15 protein-coding genes and 1 other RNA gene are annotated in these 17,614 nt (G+C 73.7%); 9 read left to right on the plus strand and 7 right to left on the minus strand.

Annotated features, from left to right (window positions below; translation table 11 throughout):
• Positions 1-24: 24 nt before the first annotated feature.
• Together ssrA and UXQ13_RS03270 are read left to right on the plus strand one after the other, a co-directional pair.
• Positions 25-400: a transfer-messenger RNA gene (gene ssrA, locus UXQ13_RS03265) on the plus strand.
• Positions 401-501: 101 nt separating this feature from the next.
• On the plus strand, positions 502-846 hold the full coding sequence (locus UXQ13_RS03270) for a ribonuclease E inhibitor RraB (RefSeq protein ID WP_225232662.1): 345 nt from the start codon (positions 502-504) through the stop codon (positions 844-846).
• Between the two features lie 33 nt (positions 847-879).
• Here UXQ13_RS03270 and UXQ13_RS03275 read toward each other — a convergent pair whose 3' ends face one another.
• Positions 880-3,255 carry an ATP-binding cassette domain-containing protein gene (locus UXQ13_RS03275; protein WP_225232661.1) on the minus strand — a complete coding sequence of 792 codons (2,376 nt, stop codon included), beginning with the start codon at positions 3,253-3,255 and terminating at the stop codon, positions 880-882.
• 80 nt (positions 3,256-3,335) lie between these two features.
• On the opposite strand from UXQ13_RS03275, the gene UXQ13_RS03280 reads away from it, so the two are divergent.
• A complete protein-coding gene (locus UXQ13_RS03280; protein ID WP_225236010.1) occupies positions 3,336-4,208 on the plus strand; it encodes a sigma-70 family RNA polymerase sigma factor in 873 nt (290 codons plus the stop codon).
• Entirely contained in the window at positions 4,205-4,441 is a 237-nt protein-coding gene (locus tag UXQ13_RS03285; RefSeq protein WP_225232660.1) for a hypothetical protein, read from the plus strand. The genes UXQ13_RS03280 and UXQ13_RS03285 overlap by 4 nt, the downstream gene beginning before the upstream one ends.
• 5 nt (positions 4,442-4,446) lie before the next feature.
• On the opposite strand, the gene UXQ13_RS03290 is transcribed toward UXQ13_RS03285, so the two are convergent.
• A complete protein-coding gene (locus UXQ13_RS03290; RefSeq protein WP_225232659.1) occupies positions 4,447-4,833 on the minus strand; it encodes a DUF1304 domain-containing protein in 387 nt (128 codons plus the stop codon).
• Between the two features lie 4 nt (positions 4,834-4,837).
• The gene (locus UXQ13_RS03295) at positions 4,838-5,872 is read right to left on the minus strand and encodes a uroporphyrinogen decarboxylase family protein (protein WP_225232658.1); all 1,035 of its coding nucleotides are present in this window, start codon (positions 5,870-5,872) and stop codon (positions 4,838-4,840) included.
• Between the two features lie 95 nt (positions 5,873-5,967).
• Here UXQ13_RS03295 and UXQ13_RS03300 point away from each other — a divergent pair, with 95 nt between their 5' ends.
• Entirely contained in the window at positions 5,968-7,038 is a 1,071-nt protein-coding gene (locus UXQ13_RS03300) for an alpha/beta fold hydrolase (protein WP_225232657.1), read from the plus strand.
• Between the two features lie 51 nt (positions 7,039-7,089).
• Positions 7,090-7,947, plus strand: coding sequence for an alpha/beta fold hydrolase (locus UXQ13_RS03305; RefSeq protein ID WP_225232656.1), 858 nt, complete (start codon positions 7,090-7,092; stop codon positions 7,945-7,947).
• On the opposite strand, the gene ggh is transcribed toward UXQ13_RS03305, so the two are convergent.
• Both ggh and UXQ13_RS03315 read right to left on the minus strand, forming a co-directional pair.
• On the minus strand, positions 7,913-9,334 hold the full coding sequence (gene ggh / locus UXQ13_RS03310; protein WP_225232655.1) for a glucosylglycerate hydrolase: 1,422 nt from the start codon (positions 9,332-9,334) through the stop codon (positions 7,913-7,915). The two genes, UXQ13_RS03305 and ggh, sit on opposite strands and share 35 nt — an antisense overlap.
• An 80-nt stretch (positions 9,335-9,414) precedes the next feature.
• Positions 9,415-10,746 carry an APC family permease gene (locus UXQ13_RS03315; RefSeq protein WP_336391811.1) on the minus strand — a complete coding sequence of 444 codons (1,332 nt, stop codon included), beginning with the start codon at positions 10,744-10,746 and terminating at the stop codon, positions 9,415-9,417.
• Positions 10,747-10,901: 155 nt separating this feature from the next.
• On the opposite strand from UXQ13_RS03315, the gene UXQ13_RS03320 reads away from it, so the two are divergent.
• Positions 10,902-12,443: an adenylate/guanylate cyclase domain-containing protein gene (locus UXQ13_RS03320; protein WP_336391812.1), complete on the plus strand. Its 1,542-nt coding sequence runs from the start codon at positions 10,902-10,904 to the stop codon at positions 12,441-12,443.
• 12 nt (positions 12,444-12,455) lie between these two features.
• On the opposite strand, the gene UXQ13_RS03325 is transcribed toward UXQ13_RS03320, so the two are convergent.
• A complete protein-coding gene (locus tag UXQ13_RS03325; protein ID WP_225232652.1) occupies positions 12,456-13,463 on the minus strand; it encodes a potassium channel family protein in 1,008 nt (335 codons plus the stop codon).
• A 67-nt stretch (positions 13,464-13,530) separates the two neighbouring features.
• Positions 13,531-15,237, minus strand: coding sequence for a class I adenylate-forming enzyme family protein (locus tag UXQ13_RS03330; RefSeq protein WP_225232651.1), 1,707 nt, complete (start codon positions 15,235-15,237; stop codon positions 13,531-13,533).
• Between the two features lie 64 nt (positions 15,238-15,301).
• On the opposite strand from UXQ13_RS03330, the gene UXQ13_RS03335 reads away from it, so the two are divergent.
• Positions 15,302-16,156, plus strand: coding sequence for a patatin-like phospholipase family protein (locus UXQ13_RS03335; RefSeq protein ID WP_225232650.1), 855 nt, complete (start codon positions 15,302-15,304; stop codon positions 16,154-16,156).
• Between the two features lie 78 nt (positions 16,157-16,234).
• Positions 16,235-17,599 carry a sugar porter family MFS transporter gene (locus UXQ13_RS03340; protein WP_225232649.1) on the plus strand — a complete coding sequence of 455 codons (1,365 nt, stop codon included), beginning with the start codon at positions 16,235-16,237 and terminating at the stop codon, positions 17,597-17,599.
• The last annotated feature ends 15 nt before the right edge of the window (positions 17,600-17,614 follow it).

Here is a 17,614-nt window from a genome sequence, read left to right on the forward strand (position 1 = left end):
TTACGATCTCCGTACAACTGCACAGGGGGTGATTGGTCTCGACTTCGGTCGGGTCACCAGGGGAAGCGAGCCGAGGAAGCCAACGATGAGCTCGTTAACCACGCGTTGGAAAACACACAAGCGCCGACTCCAGTCAGCGCGACTTCGCTCTCGCTGCGTAAGCAGCCAGAGTGAGTCTGTCAGCCCGGGTTTCGTCATCGGCCCGGATCCTGGCATCAGCTAGATGACTCACCGTGCTGGTCGGTCGCGGACCGGCACGGGACACCACACAGCGACTGGGCCTGTCGTCCCGACCTGTTCGTGGGATCGGGAAGGTCGAGCAGGGACTACGCGGACTGCGCTCGGAGAAGCCCTGGTCGCGCGTCGAAGGACGCGGGTTCGATTCCCGCCACCTCCACCATCACAGCAGTACCCCTTGCAGAGGTAGGCAGAGCCCGGACGGTCCACGGACCGCCCGGGCTCTGCTGCGTCGTGGCCGCCCGGTGGCTACCGTCCGCAGCCATGACGTCGGAGCTGACCGAGCACCACGAGGCCAACGCTGCGCTGGTGCAGCAGCGGATCGGGATGGGGGACCACCCAGCGTCCCCGCGACCGCTGGACCACCTGGTCGTCGTCCCCCGCACGCACGCGGCCGCGGTGCAGTCCGACCTGGAGGCGGCCGGGTTCCGGGTGGACGGCGTGCAGCGGGGTCTGCGGCGCGCCCGGATCGAGTTCTCCCGCATCGACGCCGCCGACCTCGACACGGCGGACGCGTTCACCCGGGAGATCGTCGAGATCGTCGGTCGCCACGGCGGCGGGTACGACGGGTGGGCCGGCTATCTGGTCGCCGGCCCGGCAGGGGGCTGACGGAGGCGGGCGCGGTTCGCCGACCGCCGCCGGTCAGGCGCCGACGTAGGCGGCCAGGTGCTGGCCGGTGAGGGTGCCGCGGTCGGCGACCAGCTCGGCGGGGGTGCCCTGGAAGACCACCCGGCCGCCGTCGTGGCCGGCGCCGGGACCGATGTCGATGATCTGGTCGGCGTGGGCCATCACGGCCTGGTGGTGCTCGATGACGATCACCGACCGGCCGGCGTCGACCAGCCGGTCGAGCAGGCCCAGCAGCTGGTCGACGTCGGCCAGGTGCAGGCCTGTGGTGGGCTCGTCGAGCACGTAGACGGTGCCGCCCTCGCCCATCTGGATCGCCAGCTTCAGCCGCTGGCGCTCGCCGCCGGACAGCGTGTTCAGCGGCTGCCCGAGGGTCAGGTAGCCCAGCCCGACGTCGACCATCCGGCCCAGCACCTTCTGCGCGGCCGGGGTCTTGGCCGCGCCGGTCCCGAAGTACTCCAGCGCCTCGGTGACCGGCAGCGCGAGCACCTCGGCGATGTTCTTGCCCTCGAGCCGGTACTCCAGCACCGCGGCCTGGAAGCGCTTGCCCTCGCACTCCTCGCAGGGCGTGGAGACGGTGCCCATCGTCGGGATCTCGGTGATGATCACGCCGGCGCCGTTGCAGGAGGGGCAGGCGCCCTCGGAGTTGGCGCTGAAGAGGGCGGGCTTGACCCCGTTGGCCTTGGCGAACGCCTTGCGCACCGGCTCCAGCAGCCCGGTGTAGGTGGCCGGGTTGCTCCGCCGGGACCCCTTGATCGCGGTCTGGTCGATGCTCACCACGCCCTCGCGCCCGGCCACCGAGCCGTGCACCAGCGAGCTCTTGCCCGACCCGGCGACCCCGGTCACCACGGTGAGCACGCCCAGCGGGATGTCCACGTCGACGTCGCGCAGGTTGTGCGTGCTGGCCCCGCGCACCTCGAGCACCCCGGTCGGCGTGCGCACCGTCGGCTTCAGCGTCGCCCGGTCGTCGAGGTGCGTGCCGGTCAGCGTGCCGCTGGCCCGCAGACCCGCCAGCGACCCCTCGTAGACGACCTGCCCGCCGGCGGTGCCGGCCCGCGGGCCGATGTCCACCACGTGGTCGGCGATCGCGATCGTCTCGGGCTTGTGCTCGACGACCAGCACGGTGTTGCCCTTGTCGCGCAGCTGCAGCAGCAGGGCGTTCATCTTGTCGATGTCGTGCGGGTGCAGCCCGATGGTGGGCTCGTCGAAGACGTAGGTGACGTCGGTCAGCGAGCTGCCCAGGTGCCGGATCAACTTGGTGCGCTGGGCCTCACCACCCGACAGCGTGCCCGCGGGCCGGTCCAGCGACAGGTAGCCCAGCCCGATGTCGGTGAACGCGTCCAGGGTGTCCCGCAGGCCGCCGAGCAGCGGGGCCACCGACGGCTCGTCGAGCCGGCGGATCCAGTCGGCCAGGTCGCTGATCTGCATCTGGCACAGCTCGGCGATGTTCTTGCCGGCGACCAGGGACGAGCGGGCGGTGTCGTTGAGCCGGGTGCCGGCGCAGTCCGGGCAGGTGGTGAAGGTGACCGCGCGCTCGACGAACGCCCGGATGTGCGGCTGCATCGAGTCGACGTCCTTGCTGAGGAACGTCTTCTGGATCTGCGGGATGATCCCGAGGAAGGTCAGGTTGATGCCCTCGACCTTGATCTTGGTGGCGTCCTGGTACAGCAGAGCGCGCAGCTCGCGCTCGGGCAGGTCGCGGATGGGGACGTCGCAGTCGAACAGGCCGCAACCGCGCAGGATCCGGCCCTGCCAGCCGTCCATCGACCAGCCGGGGATGGTCAGCGCACCCTCGTTGATGGTCTTGGTGTCGTCGTAGAGCGCGGTGCGGTCGAAGTCGGTGACCGACCCGCGGCCCTCGCACCGGGGGCACATGCCGCCCTGCACGCGGAACTCCTTGCGCTCGATGTTCCGGCCGGCCTCGGGGTCGCCCTTCTCGACGGTCACCCCGCCCTTGCCGCTGACCGTGGCGGTGTTGAACGAGAACGCCTGCGCCGAGCCGATGTGCGGGGTGCCGATCTTGGCGAACAGGATGCGGAGCAGGGCGTTCACGTCGGTCGCGGTGCCCAGGGTGGACCGCGGGTTGGCGCCCATCCGCTCCTGGTCGACGATGATCGCGGTGGTCAGGCCGTCGAGCAGGTCGACGTCGGGCCGGGCCTGGCTGGGCATGAAGCCCTGCAGGAACGCCGGGTAGGTCTCGTTGATCAGCCGCTGGGACTCCGCGGCGATGGTGGCGAAGACCAGCGAGCTCTTGCCCGACCCGGAGACCCCGGTGAAGACCGTCAGCCGCCGCTTCGGGATCTCGACGTCGACGTCCTTGAGGTTGTTCTCCCGGGCGCCCAGCACCCGGATCAGGTCGTGGGTGTCGGCCGGGTGCGTCGCGGGGCTGTCCACGGCGTGCTGTCTACCGCATCCGGGCGACAATTCCGACCCGGTCACACCCCGTGGGGCCGGGTCGTCAGGAGGCTGTGGAGATGGTCGAGGAGTTCGAGGCGGAGCGGCCCAGGCTGACCGCCCTGGCCGCGCGGGTGCTGGGTGACCGGTCCGAGGCCGAGGACGTCGTCCAGCAGGCCTGGCTGCGGCTGCACCGCACGGAGACCGAGGTGCTGGACCTGCCGGCCTGGCTGACGACGGTCACCACGCGGCTGTGCCTGGACCGGCTCAAGGCCCGCACCCCGGTGCCCGTCGAGGAGCTGGAGGACGTGCCGGATCCGGTGGCCGACCCCGCCGACGAGGTCGCGCTCGCCGACACCGTGGGGCTGGCCCTGCAGGTGGTGCTGGACCGGTTGCCGCCGCGGGAGCGGGTGGCCTTCGTGCTGCACGACAGCTTCGGGTTCGCGTTCCCCACCATCGCCGCGGTCCTGGACACCACCCCGGCCGCCGCCCGCAAGCTGGCCTCCCGGGCCCGCGCCCGGATCGCCCAGCCCGCAGCCGAGGACCGGCTGGCCGACTGGGTGGTGGTGGACGCCTTCATGGCCGCCGCCCGCGGCGGCGACCTGGCCCGGTTGCTCGAGCTGCTGGCGCCCGGTGCCGGGGTGACCGCCGACGCCGCCGCGCTGCAGGCCGGCACCCCGGAGCGGATCGAGGGCAGGGACGCGGTGGCCGCTTTCTTCGACGGCAGTGCGCACGCGGCGCTGCCGGTGCTCGTGGACGGCCGGGCCGGCTACGCCTGGTACCACCGCGGCGAGGCCAAGGTGGTCTTCGACTTCGCCGTCGCCGACGGCGTGGTGCAGGCCATCACCTTCCGCGCCGAGCCCGACCTGCTGTCCCGGGTCGAGCGCCGGTCACACCCGGACGACGGCCGTCGTCAGGGAGATGAACACCCCCGAGAGAGGACCGAGACGTGAAGACCATGACCTGCGCCCAGCTGGGTGGCCCCTGCGACCTGGCGCACCGCGGCGAGGACGCCAACGCCGTCATCAACGCCCAGGACCAGCACCTCAAGGAGGCGGAGAAGGCCGGCGACGCCAGCCACCAGGAGGCCCGGGACGCGATGAAGGGCCGCTGGCGGCACCCCAAGAAGTCGATGGACTGGTACCGGGGGATGCAGAAGGCGTTCGCCGACCTGCCCGAGGACTGAGGGCCTCAGGAGGTGAGCCCCACCGCCAGCGCCACGATGCCCAGCAGCGGTGGGGTGAGCTGGATCAGCGCGGGCCGGGTCTTGCTGCGGTCGGACAGCAGCAGGACCAGCCCGGCGGCCACCATCGACCCGGCCCCGACGAACACCAGCGTGGCGCCCACGGCGGTGCCGCCGGCGGCCACGACCACGATGCCGACGGCGATCTCGACGGCCAGGAACAGGTTGTAGAAGCCCTGGTTGAACGCCATCGACCGGGTCTCGCGCGCCTGCTCGGGCGTGGTGCCGAAGGTGGCCCGGGCCCTGTCGCCGGTCCAGGCGAGGGACTCGAGCACGAAGATGTACAGGTGGACGGCGGCGGCGATGCCGGCGAGGACCAGCCCGGCGACGAGCACGGCGCTACAGCTCGCCGCGCACGAGCTCGGCCGCCGTCGCCAGCGCCCGCATCTTGCCCGCGGCGGCCTCCCGCGGCAGGTACTTGAGGCCGCAGTCGCTGGACAGCACCAGCTTCTCGACGTCCACGTGGTCCAGGGCGCGGCGGACCCGGTCGGCGACCTGCACCGGCGTCTCGACCTCGGGCGTCGAGAGGTCCAGCACGCCCAGCGCGATGCCCTTCCCGCGCAGCGGGGCCAGCGTCGCGGGGTCCAGGCTGGACTGCGCGGTCTCCACCGAGATCGCGTCGGCGGTGACGTCGGCCAGCTCCGGCAGGAAGGAGTAGCCGTCGGGGCGCTGGGCGACCATCGCGGCGTAGCCGAAGCACAGGTGCACGTGGGTGGTGCCGGTGGCGCCCTCGAGCGCCCGGTTGAGCACCTCCACGCCGTACTGCCGGGCCACGTCGGGCCGGGCCTGCAGCCACGGCTCGTCCAGCTGGACGACGTCGGCGCCGGCGGCGAAGAGGTCGGCGATCTCGGCCCGGACCACGTCGGCGTAGGCCAGCGCCAGCTCGCGGTCGCTGCCGTAGAAGTCGTCCTGCGCCTGCTGGGCCATGGTGAACGGCCCCGGCACGGTGATCTTGACGGCCCGGTCGGTGTGCGCGCGCAGGAACCGCACGTCGTCGGCCTGCACCGGGCGCGGCCGGGTGATCGGGCCGGTGATCCGCGGGACCGGGATGTCCAGGCCCGAGCGGTTGCGCACCGTGCCCGGGTTGTCCAGGTCGATGCCCTCCAGCGCGGTGGCGAAGTGGTTGGAGTAGGACTCCCGGCGGATCTCGCCGTCCCCGACGATGTCCAGCCCGGCCGCCTCCTGCGCGCGGATGGTGACCAGCGTGGCGTCGTCCTGCGCCTCGGCGAGGTCGGCCTCGGGGATGCGCCACAGCTCGGCGGCCCGGACCCGTGGCGGGAACTGGTGGCCCAGCCGGTCCCGGTCGATCAACCACCCGGGCTGCGGCAGGCTCCCGACGACGGTGGTGGGCAGCGGCGGCAGCGGGCGGGGCATGGCGTCGATCCTGCCCGACCGCGGGGCTGTCGCCGTCGCCGGTCATGGGAGAGGGTGAGCGGCGTCACCCCACCCGGCTCGACGAGGAGCTGTCCGTGCTCGAGAACCCGTTCTACGCACCTGAGGTCCAGGGCCCCTACGAGATGCACTCGCTGGGGTCCTTCGACCTCGAGGAGGGCGGGACCATCCCGGACCTCCAGCTCGCCTACGCCACCTACGGCGTGCTGAACGAGGCCATGGACAACGCGATCCTGGTGCCCACCTGGTTCAGCGGCACCCACGCCACCTGGTGGCAGGTCTACCTCGGCCCCGGCCGGGCGCTGGACCCGGAGAAGTGGTTCATCGTGGTGGTGAACCAGATCGGCAACGGGCTGTCCACGTCACCGCACACCACCGACGACCCCTCCATCGCGATGTCGAGGTTCCCGAAGGTCCGGATCGGGGACGACGTCCGGGCGCAGCGGCAGCTGGCCGCCGACCTGTGGGGCATCGAGCGGTGGGCACTGGTGGTCGGCGGGTCGATGGGTGCGCAGCAGGCCTACGAGTGGGCCGTCCGGTACCCCGACCAGGTCGCCCGGTGCGCCCCGATCGCCGGCACCGCGCAGAACACCCCGCACGACTACCTGTTCACCCAGGCGCTGATGGACGCGATCACCTCGGACCCCGGCTGGGCCGGCGGGGAGTACAGCTCGAACGCCGAGGTCGCCGCGGGGCTGCGCCGGCACGCCGACATCTGGGCGATCATGGGGCTGTCCACGGAGTTCTGGCGGTCCGGGTTCTGGAGGGGCATCGAGCTGCCCGACGTGCACTGGGACACCTTCACCGAGTTCCAGGAGCGCTTCACCCAGGCGGTCTTCGGCGCGATGGACCCCAACGCGCTGCTGAGCATGGGCTGGAAGTGGCAGCGCGGCGACGTCGCCCGGCACACCGACGGCGACCTGGCCGCGGCGCTGGGGCGGATCACCGCGGTGACCTTCGTGATGCCGATCGACGAGGACATGTTCTTCCCGGTCCGCGACTGCCGGCGGGAGGCCGAGCTGGTCCCCGGCGCCGAGCTGCGGGTGCTGCCCAGCATCGCCGGGCACTTCGGCCTGTTCGGGTTCGAGAAGACCTACCTGGACGCCGTCGACGCCAACCTCTCGGAGCTGCTGGCCCGGCCGGCCTGAGGCAGCCGGAAAGCAGTCGCGCCCCGGCCCGGGGTCCGGCACGGTGGCGGCATGGAACGCACCGTGCCGGTCGCCGACGGGGTCGAGCTGTGGGTCGAGGAGCGGGGCGACCCCGGGGCGCCGGCGGTACTGCTGGTGATGGGCGCGGCGTCGTCGGGCCTGTTCTGGCCCGACGCGCTGGTCGACCGGCTGGCCCGGTCGTACCGGGTCGTCCGGTACGACCACCGGGACACCGGCCGGTCGACCGCGGGCAGCTCCTACGCGCTGCGGGAGCTGGCCGACGACGCGGTCGCCGTCCTCGACGGCCTGGGGATCGACCGGGCGCACGTGGTCGGCATGTCGATGGGCGGCCTGCTCACCCAGCTTCTGCTGCTGGACCACCCCGACCGGCTGCTGAGCGCCACGCTGTTCGGCACCGGACCGCTCGGCGGGGCGCCCGGCGAGCCCGCGCCCGGGCCGTCGGCGGAGCTGCTGGCCTTCTGGGCGACCATGGGCGAGCCCCGGGACGACGAGGCCGAGCTGGCCTGGCGGGTCGAGCACTGGCGGCTGCTGCACGGCGACGGCATCCCGGTCGACCCGGCGGAGTGGCGCGCGCAGGAGCTGCGGGTGGCCGAGCACTCCGGCGGTCTGCTGCCCGCGACGGCCCACGCCACCGCCGACCAGTCCGGGCTGGCGCGGGGCGCCGAGCTGGCGTCGGTCGCCGTCCCGGTGCTGGTCGTGGAGGCGCCGGCCGACCCCGCGTACCCGCCGCCCAACGCCCGACGGCTGGCCGACGCGCTGGGGAACGCGCACGTGGTGACCGTCCCGGGCATGGGCCACGCGCTGCCGGCCGCCGTCCTGGCCCCGCTCGCCGACGCGATCGAGGCCCAGCTGGTCAGCCCGCGCGGCGCGGGGGACCGGCCGGGGTGACGGCGGGCAGCTCGCTGGTCAGCAGCCGGACGTGCTTGCGGCGCCCGGGCCGGCGGGCGGCCAGGAAGTCCAGGGCGATCGCCGCCGTCCACGACTGGTCCCTGCTGCCCAGCTGCTCGCCGGTGATCGGCTGGTAGTACTCGGCGAAGTCGCACTCGACCAGCTGGGCCAGCCCGGCCAGCCGGAGCGCGTTGGCCGCCTCCTGCTCGCCGGACCGGTTGAGCGCCCAGGCCATCAGCCAGTTGAGCACCGGCCACTGCGGTCCGCGCCAGTAGGTGCGCTCGCGGAAGTGCGGCGAGGCCGGCGACACCGACGGGACGACGGGCCACCGCAGCCGGGAGTGCCCGCACCAGCGGGGGCCCAGCAGCAGGTCGCGCTGGCGGCGGATGAGCGCCTCGTCCCCGCCGCAGACCAGCGGGGCGAACCCGGCGGCGGAGTCGACGTCCAGGTACCGCCCGGTGCGCAGGTCCAGGTCGCGGGCCAGGCCGGTGCCCGGGTCCACCGAGCGCAGCACCCCGGTGCGGAACCGGCGGGCGATCGCCCGGGACTCCTCGACGCCGTCCACGATGCCCAGCTCCGAGCCCATGTCGGCCAGCAGGTCCGACGCCGCGGCCAGCAGCGCCGACACCAGGACGTCGCCGACCACGAAGTCGCCGGTGGCCCGGTAGGCCGCGTCGTCGTAGCGGGCCCGGACCTTCTGCTCGACCAGCCACAGGTACTTGGCGTACTCGCCGTCCGAGGGACGCTGCGAGGGGTCGCTGACGTGCGCCAGGTCCCGGCGGACGAACGGCGGCATGTCTGGGCCCGGGTGCACCTGGGCGTAGGGGGCGTCCCAGCGCGGGGAGTCGTCCATCCCGGACTCCCAGCCGTGGTGGATCTCGACCAGCCCGTGCGCGTACGGGTCGCGGGCGGTGGCCAGGTAGCGGTGCCAGGCCAGCCAGCGCGGGAACGTCTCCACCACGAAGGCCTCGGCCAGCTCCTGGTCGGCACCGCCCTTGCGCCGGGCGTCGTGCAGGATCCGGGACAGCGCGATCACGTGGATCGGCGGCTGGGTGATGCCCGAGGTGAGCACCCCGGCCGGCCGGGCGGCGGCGACCTGGGTGCGCCAGCGGTCCGGGTCGGGGAAGTAGTCGCTGGGGGAGTGGAACAGGATGTGCGGGATCATCCCGGTCGTCCACTGGCCGCCGAGCAGGGTGCGCAGCTCGTCCAGCGCCCGCGGCACCGACACCGTGGCGATGCCCAGGGCGACGAACCCGGCGTCCCAGCTCCACATGTGCGGGTAGAGCGTGGGCGAGGCGACGGTGAAGCGGCCGCGGTCATTGCCCTTGAGCACGTAGCCGGCGCGGCCGGCCATCAGCGCGATGTCGTTCGGGGTGGGCTGGTACATCGGGCTCCCTCGGCTGGGCGGCACCCGCGATCCTCGCCGGTGCGCGGCCCGCGGCCAACCCAGCTCGCCCGCCGATCACGTCACGTCCGGGCGGGCTGCTCGCTGCGCCGGCCGGCCAGCCGGGCCAGCAGGTACAGCCCGACCCCGACCAGCAGCATGATCCCGGCGCGCAGCCAGGTCCCCGCCTCCTGCTGCCACAGCAGCAGCACGCACGACCCGATCGCCAGGTAGGGCAGCACCACGGGGGCTCGGAAGTGGTCGTGCTCGACGGCGTCCCGGCGCAGCACCAGCACCGAGACGTTGGTGGAGAGGAAGACCAGCAGCAGCAGGAGGACGACGGTGGTCGCCAGCGTGGCCAGGTCCCCGGTCAGGGTGAGCCCGATGGCCACCACCGTGGTGGCCACGATCGCCACCCAGGGGGTGCGGCGGCGCGGCAGCACCCGGCCCAGCACCGGGGGCAGCAGCCGCTGCTCGGCGAGCCCGAACACCAGCCGGCTGGCCATGATCATGGTCAGCAGGGCGCCGTTGGCCACCGCGACCAGGGCGATCGCGCTGAACACCTGGTCGGGGAGTCCGACGCCGCTGGCCTGCACGACCGCCAGCAGCGGGCCGGACGACGCGGCCAGGTCGTCGGGCGCGAGCACCACGGAGGCGGCCAGCCCGACCAGCACGTACACCGCCCCGGCGGTCAGCAACGCCCCGAACAGGGCGCGCGGGAAGACCCGGCGGACGTCGCGCACCTCCTCGGCCAGGTTGGCCGAGGTCTCGAAGCCGACGAAGGAGTAGTAGGCGAGCACCGCGGCGGCCAGCACGGCCGAGCCGGCCGACACCCCGTCGGGGAACTCGGTGACCCGGCCGACGTCGCCGTCCCCGCGTCCGAGCACGACCGCGCCGAGGACGACGACCAGCACCAGGCCGGACACCTCGACGCAGGTCATGACCAGGTTGGCCCGCATGGACTCCTGGATGCCGCGGGCGTTGAGCAGCCCGACCAGCACCAGGAAGACCACCGCGGCGGGCACGGCGGGCACGTCGAGGAAGACGGTGAGGTAGTCCCCGCTGAACGCCAGCGCCAGGCCCGCGGCGCTGGTGACGCCGGCGGCGAGCATGCAGAACCCGACCAGGAACGACAGCAGCGGGACGCCGAAGGCCCGCTCGGCGAACACCGCCGCACCCCCGGCCCGCGGGTACTTGGTGACCAGCTCGGCGTAGGACGCCGCGGTCAGCAGCGCCAGCACCAGGGCCACCAGCAGCGGCAGCCAGACCGCCCCGCCCACCTCGCCGGCCACCTCGCCGACCAGGGCGTAGATGCCGGCCCCCAGCACGTCGCCGAGGATGAAGACGTAGAGGAGCTTGCCGCTGACGGCCTGCTTGAGCTGGGAACCGTCCTGGTTCCGGTCCGTGTCGGTCACCGAACCACCCTCCGCCCGGTGGCCGGTGCCGGCAAGCGCAGCCTCCCCCCGCAGGTGGGGGGCAGGGTGGCGCGGGCGCCCCGTGCCGTGCACCGTGGCGCGGTGCAGCGTGTCCCGGCGTCCCCCCGCTCGTTGGAGCAGCGCGTGGAGCCGTCGTGATCACCCGGGCCGTGCGCCGGCTGCTCGCGGTGCTGCTCCGGGTGGTCGTCCCCGGCATCCGCCGGGTGGTCCCCGCCGACCGGGTGGTCGCCCCGGGCATCGTGCTGCTGGTCGTCGCCGCCAACGTGGTGGGCGCCGGGGTGGTCACCCTGCTGCTGCTCGGGGTCAACGGCGGCTCGGACGCCGACTCGCCCACCGGGCGGCTGGTCACCGCGGTCGCCGGGGCGGGCTACCTGGTGCTGGCCATCCCGGTCGGCGTGCTGTGGGGGCTGCGCCAGCAGCGGCAGACCAACCGGTGGCTGTGGGCCGGGCGGGCACCGACCGCCGAGGAGGCGCTGGTCGCCCTCCGGCTGCCCGCCGACATCGGCCGGCTGGTGGCCGTGATCTGGGCGGTCGCCGCCGTGGGGCTGGGGGTCGTGGCGGCCGTGGTCTACCCCGAGCCGCTGGTGGGGCTGCGGATCGGGTTGTCCGTCGTCCTGGGCGGGGTGGTCACCGCCGGGGTCGGCTACCTGCTCGTCGCCCGCGCCGCCCGGCACGTGACCGCCCGGGCGCTGGCCGCCCACCCGCCGGACGAGCCGCGCACGCTCAGCGTCCGCCGGCGCCTGCTGCTGGCCTGGGGGCTGACCAGCGCGGTGCCCATGGTCGGTCTGATCCTGCTGGTGCTCGACCCGACCGGCCAGGGCACGCCCGGCCGATTCACCGCGCTGTTCCTGCCCGGCGTCAGCCTGGTGATCGGGCTGCTGGCCACCCTGCTCATCGCCCGCGCGGTCGGGTCGCCCCTGCGCGAGCTGCGCCGGGCGGTGCAGCGGATCGGCGACGGCGCCACCGACGTCCGGGTGGTCGTCGACGACGCGGGGGAGATCGGCCTGCTGCAGGCCGGGGTGAACTCGATGGCCGCCGGGCTGGCCGAGCGCGAGCGGCTGCGCGACCTGTTCGGCCGGCACGTCGGCGACACCGTGGCCGCCCAGGCGATGGAGCAGGGCGTCGAGCTGGGCGGCGAGACACGCACCGTGGCCGCGCTGTTCGTCGACGTCGCCGGCTCCACCGGGTTGGCCCAGCAGCTGGGACCGCAGGAGATGGTCGGGCTGCTCAACCGGTTCTTCGCCGTCGTGGTGGACGCGACGTCGGCGGAGGGCGGGCTGGTCAACAAGTTCGAGGGCGACGCCGCGCTGTGCGTGTTCGGTGCGCCGCGGACCCTGGACGACGCGGCCGGGGCGGCGCTGCGGGCCGCCCGCGCCATCTGCACCGCGGTCGGCGAGGCCGGCGAGGTCGAGGTGGGTGTCGGGGTGGCCTGGGGCGACGTCGTGGCCGGTCAGATCGGGGCGGACAGCCGCTCGGAGTACACCGTCATCGGCGACGCGGTGAACTCCGCGGCCCGGCTCACCGAGCTGGCCAAGGACCACACCGGGCGGGCGGTGGCCAGCGACGCGGCCGTGCAGGCGGCGGACCCGGCCGAGCGCGAGCACTGGGTGTGCGCCGACGAGGTCGTGCTGCGCGGGCGGTCCGAGCCGACCCGCACGTGGGTGCGGCGCGGCTAGGAGTGCGAGCAGCTAGGCGTGCGAGCGGACGACGACGAGGACGTCCTCGGACTGCAGGGTGCCGATCTTGGGGTCGTCGAAGCGCAGCGTGCGGCCGCCCCGGGTGACCGACAGGACGACGTCGCGCAGCTGGCGGGCGCCCATGCCGACCTCGGCGCTGGTGACCGTCCGCTGGGCGAGGTCCAGGCCGTGGCCCGACGTCAGCAGGTCCTCCACGACCGCGACCACCCGCGGGCTGTCGGTGGCCAGGCCCAGCAGTCGCCCCGAGGTGGACGACGAGGTGATCACCGAGTCGGCACCGGACTGCCGCAGCAGGCTGGCGTTCTCCTCCTCGCGCACGCTGGCCGTGATCGGCACGGTGGGGTTGAGCTGGCGCACGGTGAGGGTGATGAGGACGGCGGTGTCGTCGCGGTTGGCGGCCACCACCACCGCCCGGGCCTTCTCGATCGACGTCCGGCGCAGCACGTCGGCCCGTCCGGCGTCGCCGACGATGCCGGTGAAGCCCAGGGAGTTGGCCTCGTCGATCGCCGTCGGGCTCGGGTCGACGACGACGATCAGCTCCTTCTCGGTCCCGTTGGCCAGCAGCGCGCGGATGGCGCTGCGGCCCTTGGTGCCGTACCCGCACACGACGACGTGCTGGCGCACGGAGGACCTCCAACGACGGACCCGGAACTCCTCCCGGGAGCGCGCGGTGAGCGCCTCCAGGGTGGTCCCGATGAGGATGAGCAGGAACAGCACGCGCAGCGGGGTGATGATCAGGATGTTCACCAGCCGCGCGCCGGGGGTGATCGGCGTGATGTCGCCGTAGCCGGTGGTCGAGAGGCTGACCGTGGCGTAGTAGGTGGCATCCAGCAGCGACAGCTCGTCGCCGTTGTTGTCGCGGTAGCCCTCGCGGTCGAAGTAGACGATCAGCACGGTGGCCACCAGCACGACGGTGGCGATGACCACCCGCTTGCCGACCTGCCGGAACGGCGACTGCTCGGTGTGCGCGAGCTGCACACCGCCGTGGTCGGTCAGCACCGGTTCGTCACGGGCGTGACAGTAGTGAGCGGCGGGGTGCCCGGCTGCCCCGGACACCCCGGACGGGTCATCCCGCGGCGGCGCGCTCGCGGTCGGCCAGCACCCGCTTGAGCACCTTGCCCGCCGCCGACACCGGGATGGCGTCGGTGAACACGACGTCCCGCAGCCGCTTGTATGGCGTCACCCGGTCGTTGACCGCGGCCATCACGCTGGCCTCGGTGAGCGCGGCGCCGGCGTCGTCGGCCCGGCGGACCACGTAGGCGACCGGCAGCTCGCCGGCCATCGGGTCGGGCCGGCCCACGACGGCCGCACCCGCGACGCCCGGGACGCCGACCAGGATCTCCTCCAGCTCGCGGGGGAACACGTTGTAGCCCTTGTGCAGCAGCATGTCCTTGGTCCGGTCGACCACGGCCAGGTAGCCGTCCTCGTCGAGCACGCCGACGTCGCCGCTGTGGAACCAGCCCTCGGCGTCGATCGACAGCGCCGTGGCCTCCGGCCGGCCCGCGTAGCCGCGCATGACCTGCGGACCGCGGATGCAGATCTCCCCGCGCTCGCCGGCGGGCAGCGCGGCACCGCCCTCCAGCGGCCGGATGCTGATCTCGGTGTCGAAGACCGGCAGGCCCACGGTCCCGGCCTTGCGCAGCCCGCTGCGGGCGGCCGGGTTGCCGGTCGCCTGCATCGTCACCTCGGTCAGCCCGTAGCCCTCGCCGATGACGGCCTGCGGGAACAGCGCGGTCAGCCGCTCGATCAGCGGGACGGCCAGCGGTGCCGCCCCGCTGGACAACCCGCGCACGCTGGTCAGGTCGACCTCGGCGATGCCGGGCACCTGCAGCAGCGCGGCGAACACCGGCGGGGCACCGCCGATGCCGGTCACCCGGTGGGCGACCGCGTCGGCGACGTAGGCGACCGGGTCGAACCGGTCGTGGATGACCACCGTGGCGCCGCTGAGCACCTGGCCGTTGAGGTAGCCGATGACGCCCATGGCGTGGAACCACGGCGTCAGGTTGATCGCGCAGGCGGTGCCCAGCCGGACCGGGAACTCCTCGGGGCTGCTCACCTGGTCCAGGGTCAGGTCGCCCTCGGCGTCCAGCGCCGGCAGCGAGCCCGAGGCCCAGCAGCCCGACTGCAGCACGTTGGTGACGACCTGCCGGTGCGGGAGCTCCACGCCCTTGCTCACCCCGGTCGTGCCGCCGGTGTAGGCCAGGTGCGCCACGGCGGTCGCGACGTCCAGGTCGGCGTCCCGGTGGGCGTCGGCGGGGTCGGCGCGCAGCAGCTCGGCCAGGTCCACGCCGCCCTCGGGCAGCTCGACGGCGGCGTCGGGGTCGGCGATCTGCTGCGGCCCGGTGACCACGACGGTCTGCACCGCGGTGTCGGCCAGCGCGGCCCGGACGGCGGGCAGGCAGGCCTCCCAGGTGATCAGCGTCCGGGCACCGCTGTCGGCCAGCTGGTGGGCGAGCTCGGTGGGCGTGAGCAGCGGGTTGGTGGGGGAGAAGGTGGCCCCGGCCAGCAGCACGCCGTAGTAGACCGCCGGGTACTGCAGGCAGTTGGGCAGGTGGACGGCGACCACGTCCCCCCGGCCGACCCCGCGCTCGGCCAGCCCCGCGGCCACCGCGTGCGCCCGGCGACCCAGCTCGGTGAAGGTCAGCTCGACGCCGTGGTGGACGAAGGCCGTGCGGTCGCCCCAGCGACGGACGGCGGCGCGCAGCACGGAGCCGACCGGTACGGCCGGGTAGTCGAGGGTGCGGGGGAGCCCGGCGGGCCAGCGGTCGGTCACCCGGCCGATGGTGGCCCGGGTCACAGCGGTTGTCGAGCCCGGCCGGTGCCGCACACTGGCGCCCATGAGCGGTGGGCGGACGGCACTGGTCCTCGGCGGCGGCGGCATCACCGGGATCGCCTGGGAGATCGGGGTGGTGACCGGGCTGGGCGACGCCGGGGTCGACCTCCGGACGGCGGACCTGGTCGTCGGCACCTCGGCCGGCTCGGTGGTCGGTGCCCAGCTGCGCAGCGCGGCGTCCCGCGAGGAGCTGTACCGGGCCCAGCTCGGGCCCTCGGTCGAGACCGGCCCGCCCGCCGCGATGGGTCGCGGCACCCTGCTGCGCTTCGGGCTGGCGATGCTCCGGCACCGTCGCGACGAGCAGGCGTTCCGGGCCCGGCTCGGTGCGCTGGCGACCGCCGCGGCCGCCGCGGGCCGCACGCCCACCGAGGAGGCCCGGCGGGCCGCGATCACCGCCCGGCTGCCCAGCACCGAGTGGCCGCGGGAGCCGCTGACGATCACCGCGGTGGACGCCGCCACCGGCGCCTTCGAGACGTTCACCCGGGACTCCGGGGTCGACCTGGTCTCCGCGGTCGCCGCGAGCTGCGCGGTGCCCGGGGTCTACCCGCCGATCACGGTCGGCGGCCGCCGGTTCGTCGACGGCGGGGTCCGGTCGGTGGCCAACGTCGACCTGGCCGCCGGCTACGACCGGGTGGTGGTGCTGGCGCCGATCACCCGCGGCATCGGCCCGATGACGGGGGTCGACGAGCAGGTGGGCGGGTTGGGGGGCCGGGTGGTCGTCGTCCGCCCGGACGCCGGGTCCACGGCCGCGATCGGCAAGAACGTGCTGGACCCGGCCGCGCGGGCCCCCTCCGCGCAGGCCGGTCGGGCCCAGGCGGAGGCGGTGGCCGACCAGGTGCGCGAGGTCTGGACCGGCTGACCGCCTCGGGTAGCCGGACCGGCGGGGCAGGCGGATGATCACGACTGGTTGAGAGTTGCAACGAGACGGGGATCCCTGATGACCAGCAGCACCGAGGCCACGGCGGCCCACCGCCGGGCCGTCACGAAGGCCGCGTCGCTGACCGCGGTCGGCGGCATCCTGTTCGGCTACGACACCGGTGTCATCGGTGGCGTCCTGCCCAACATCAGCGACGACTTCACGCTGGACACCCCGTTCCTGCAGGGCACCGTGGTGTCGATCCTGCTGGTCGGGGCGGCGGTGGGGGCGCTGATCGCCGGCCGGGTGGCCGACACCCTGGGCCGGCGCCGGGCGATCATCGCGACGTCCGTCGTGTTCGTCGTGGGCCTGCTGCTGTCGATCGTCGCCCCGGCGTTCTGGGTGCTGCTGCTCTCGCGGTTCCTGATCGGCGTCGGCGTCGGGTCGGCGTCCTTCGTCGTCCCGGTGTACATCGGGGAGATCGCGCCCCCCGAGCGGCGCGGGGCCCTGGTCAGCCTCAACCAGCTGTCGGTGACCATCGGCATCCTGGTCTCCCAGCTGGTCGCCTACTTCCTCGCCGGCAGCGGCGACTGGCGGATCAGCGTGGGCCTGGCGCTGGCACCGGCCGTCGTCCTGGGCCTGGGCATGATCCGCGAGCCCGAGAGCCCGGCCTGGCTGGTCCGGCAGGGCCGCGACGACGAGGCGCGCGAGGTGCTCCGGACGCTGCGCGACTCCGAGGACGCGATCACCGAGGAGATCGACGACATCCGCGGCACCGCCACCGAGGAGGAGAAGGGCGCCAAGCGCTCGCTGCTCGCGCCCAAGCTGCGGCCGGCGCTGATCCTCGGCGTCACCCTGGCGATCGTCCAGCAGATCACCGGTGTGAACACCGTCATCTACTTCGCCCCGACCGTGCTGGAGAACGCCGGCCTGGGCTCGCAGGCCGCGCTGCTGGCGCTGCTGGTCGTCGGCCTGACCAACGTGGTCATGACGATCGTGGCGATCAAGGTCATCGACCGGGTCGGCCGGCGCGCCCTGCTGATCTGGGGCATGAGCGGCATGGTGCTGGGCCTGGCCGGGCTGGCCGTGGCGTTCCTGTTCGACATCGCCGGGGCGGGCGCGATCGCCACCACCGTGGTGCTGGCCTTCTACGTCGGGTCCTTCGCGGTCAGCCTGGGCCCGGTGGTCTGGTTGCTGATCAGCGAGATCTTCCCGCTGGCGGTGCGCGGGCGGGCCTCGTCGGTGGCCACCATGGCGAACTGGGTGGCCAACTTCGTGGTCGCGGTCAGCTACCTGTCGATCATCTCGGCCATCGGGGAGACCGCGACGTTCGGCGTCTACGCGGTCATCACCGTGCTGTCGCTGGTCTACGTGGTGAAGGCCGTGCCGGAGACGAAGAACCGGAGCCTGGCCGACATCGAGCGGGAGCTGTCCCCCTCCACCTGATCCGGCCCCGGGTCG

The organism is Klenkia terrae, assembly GCF_037083865.1.
Classification (GTDB): domain Bacteria; phylum Actinomycetota; class Actinomycetes; order Mycobacteriales; family Geodermatophilaceae; genus Klenkia; species Klenkia terrae.

What these genes read in the sequence shown, in the direction of transcription:
- UXQ13_RS03295 (WP_225232658.1), bottom strand. Translation starts at nt 5,872, where the DNA reads ATGCCCCGCCCGCTGCCGCCGCTGCCCACCACCGTCGTCGGGAGCCTG.
- UXQ13_RS03340 (WP_225232649.1), top strand. Translation starts at nt 16,235, where the DNA reads ATGACCAGCAGCACCGAGGCCACGGCGGCCCACCGCCGGGCCGTCACG.
- UXQ13_RS03335 (WP_225232650.1), top strand. Translation starts at nt 15,302, where the DNA reads ATGAGCGGTGGGCGGACGGCACTGGTCCTCGGCGGCGGCGGCATCACC.
- UXQ13_RS03280 (WP_225236010.1), top strand. Translation starts at nt 3,336, where the DNA reads ATGGTCGAGGAGTTCGAGGCGGAGCGGCCCAGGCTGACCGCCCTGGCC.
- UXQ13_RS03270 (WP_225232662.1), top strand. Translation starts at nt 502, where the DNA reads ATGACGTCGGAGCTGACCGAGCACCACGAGGCCAACGCTGCGCTGGTG.
- UXQ13_RS03305 (WP_225232656.1), top strand. Translation starts at nt 7,090, where the DNA reads ATGGAACGCACCGTGCCGGTCGCCGACGGGGTCGAGCTGTGGGTCGAG.
- ggh (WP_225232655.1), bottom strand. Translation starts at nt 9,334, where the DNA reads ATGTACCAGCCCACCCCGAACGACATCGCGCTGATGGCCGGCCGCGCC.